Here is a 2,067-nt window from a genome sequence, read left to right on the forward strand (position 1 = left end):
AAGGTGCGAATGGAAGGCCATCACTCGCTACGGTTTCCAAAGAGGTCTATCAAAGCGTGCAAAAAACGATTATTTTTACATCAGTTGAGATGTCACTCAAGAAAATTTAGCACAGGTGCTAAGGTTGCATAATAATTTTATGATCGTTATGATTTTGACATGATTAATTATTTAAATTTTTAGCATGAATATTCAACTTGAGGCGATTAATTGCTACTACGGCTCACAGCAAGCCTTGTTTGACATCACATTAAACTGCTCGGAGGGAGAGACCGTGGTTTTGCTGGGGCCAAGCGGGGCGGGCAAAAGCTCATTATTGCGTGTGCTTAATCTGCTAGAAATCCCTCGCTCAGGATCACTGCAAATCGTCGGTCAGCAGTTTGATTTTAATCAAATGCCACCGGTTAATGCGATCCGTCAATTACGCCGCCAGGTTGGTATCATTTTTCAACAATATCACCTTTGGCCGCATCTCACCGTCATGCAAAATTTGATTGAAGCCCCGCGCCGCGTATTGGGGCTAGCAAAAACGCAAGCCGAGGATCGGGCAGAAAAATTGCTGATGCGTTTACATTTGACTGATTTTGCTACCCGCTTCCCAGCGCATCTTTCAGGCGGACAGCAGCAACGGGTAGCGATTGCGCGCGCATTGATGATGGAGCCACAGGTGCTGTTATTTGATGAGCCGACGGCGGCATTAGATCCTGAAATAACAGCACAAATCGTCAGCATTATTCATGAGCTGTCTGCTACCGGGATCACGCAGTTTATTGTCACTCATGAAGTCGAGGTGGCGCGCAAAACGGCCAGCCGCGTCGTTTATATGGAAAAAGGCCGTGTGATCGAGCAAGGTGATGCGAGCTGTTTTACGCGGCCGCAGACTGAAGCCTTTGCACATTATCTTTCACACTAATTTCCACATTATCTTTCACACTAAATTTATCTTTAGAGATGAGTGATGAAAAAATTAATCATTACAGTATTTTTAATCAGTATCAGTTTTTCTATTTATGCGCTCGATACAGTGCGTTTTGCTATGGAAGCCTCGTATCCCCCTTTTGAATTTGTCGGCAAAAATAATGAAATACAGGGTTTTGATGTTGATTTGGCTACCGCCTTGTGCAAAGAAATGCAAGTAAAATGTACTTTCACCAACCAAGCGTTTGATAGCTTGATCCCAAGCTTAATATTTAAGCAGGTTGATGCCGTTATTTCGGGGATGGATATTACCGCAGAACGTTTAAAACAAGTCGCCTTTACCGAGCCTTATTATGAAAATTCGGCATTATTGATTGCCGAAAAAAGCAGGGCTGAAAAAGAAAAATTAACCGATCTCGCCGCACTCAAAGGTAAACGTGTTGGTCTGCAAAACGGCTCGACGCATCAGCGATTTTTACAGAAAAAGCATCCAGAAATCATGGCACTTCCTTACAGCAGTTATCAAGATGCGGTTTCAGATCTAAAAAGTGGTCGCCTAGATGCCGTATTCGGTGATACCGCTGTTATCAATGAATGGCTGAGAAACAACGATAACCTAACTCAAATTGGAGAAAAAATAACCGATGCCGATTATTTTAACCAAGGATTAGGGATCGCCGTGCGTCAAGAAAATACCGCATTACTGAATGCATTAAATGCGGCTTTGGTAAAAGTGAAAAAAGAGGGAGCCTATCAAGCGCTTTATAACAAATGGTTTAGCGCAGACAATAATCAGGCCAAAGGGAGCGTATTAATCAATGAATTGCCTTCTTTAGCCCAAGCGAGCCTGGTTACCATTAGCCTTGCATTATGTGCCTTAATTTTCGGTTTAGTGCTGGCGGTATTGTTTGCTGTTTTGGAGTCTTCCGGCGGGAAGCTCTGCGGCTATCTTACGAGCAGTATGGTGACCCTATTGCGTGGCTTGCCTGAAATTTTAGTGCTGCTCTGTATTTATTTCGGCTCGTCTCATTTATTAATGCTACTCACCGATGGATTTAGCCTAAATTTTTATCTGTTTATATTACCGGTTAAATTTGATCTTGGTACCGTTGATGTCAGCCCTTTTTTATGCGGTGTTATTGCCTTGGC

Annotated in this window: 1 protein-coding gene and 2 pseudogenes; all 3 read left to right on the forward strand. The window is 43.1% G+C overall.

Going from position 1 to position 2,067, the window contains the following annotated elements:
• Positions 1-184: 184 nt before the first annotated feature.
• Complete coding sequence (gene artP, locus REG_RS09245) at positions 185-913, forward strand: arginine ABC transporter ATP-binding protein ArtP (RefSeq protein ID WP_006705392.1); 729 nt, start codon at positions 185-187, stop codon at positions 911-913.
• A 45-nt stretch (positions 914-958) separates the two neighbouring features.
• A pseudogene (locus tag REG_RS14390) lies at positions 959-1,696 on the forward strand (transporter substrate-binding domain-containing protein); the annotation flags it as partial.
• Positions 1,697-1,732: 36 nt separating this feature from the next.
• Positions 1,733-2,067, forward strand: a pseudogene (locus tag REG_RS14875) (arginine ABC transporter permease ArtQ); the annotation flags it as partial.

This window comes from Candidatus Regiella insecticola LSR1 (assembly GCF_000143625.1).
Taxonomy (GTDB): domain Bacteria; phylum Pseudomonadota; class Gammaproteobacteria; order Enterobacterales; family Enterobacteriaceae; genus Regiella; species Regiella insecticola.